Annotated in this window: 1 protein-coding gene; it reads left to right on the top strand. The window is 39.0% G+C overall.

Annotated elements, in window-relative coordinates:
• A partial coding sequence (locus DXB92_RS14010) for a hypothetical protein (protein ID WP_187118450.1) occupies positions 1 to 191 on the top strand: 191 nt, incomplete at its 5' end.
• Positions 192 to 254 lie beyond the last annotated feature (63 nt).

Below are 254 nucleotides of genomic sequence, written 5' to 3'. Positions count from 1 at the left end.
AAAAAAACGCCGGTCTGCCTCTTGACAAACCGGAGAAAAATGCGTATAATAAAAATAGAAAGAGCATACCGGTAGACGGTTGCTCCCACATTAACGGAAAACGATTAAAAGAAATAACCGCCGCAATTGCAAGAGGGGCGGTTATTTCTTTTTATGATCGTCATGGAAAATATGATACAACAGTGTTGTAAATGTAACCAAGAACGTCAGAAATGCAAAAAGCTCTGACCAAGTTACGTAATGTTCCATAGCAT

Origin of the sequence: Ruminococcus sp. OM06-36AC (assembly GCF_003438725.1) — a bacterium.
In the GTDB taxonomy this organism is placed as follows: Bacteria; Bacillota; Clostridia; order Oscillospirales; family Ruminococcaceae; genus Ruminococcus_C; species Ruminococcus_C callidus.
Note: the sequence above shows the minus strand (reverse complement) of the source record. Positions and strands in the feature narration are given on the sequence as shown.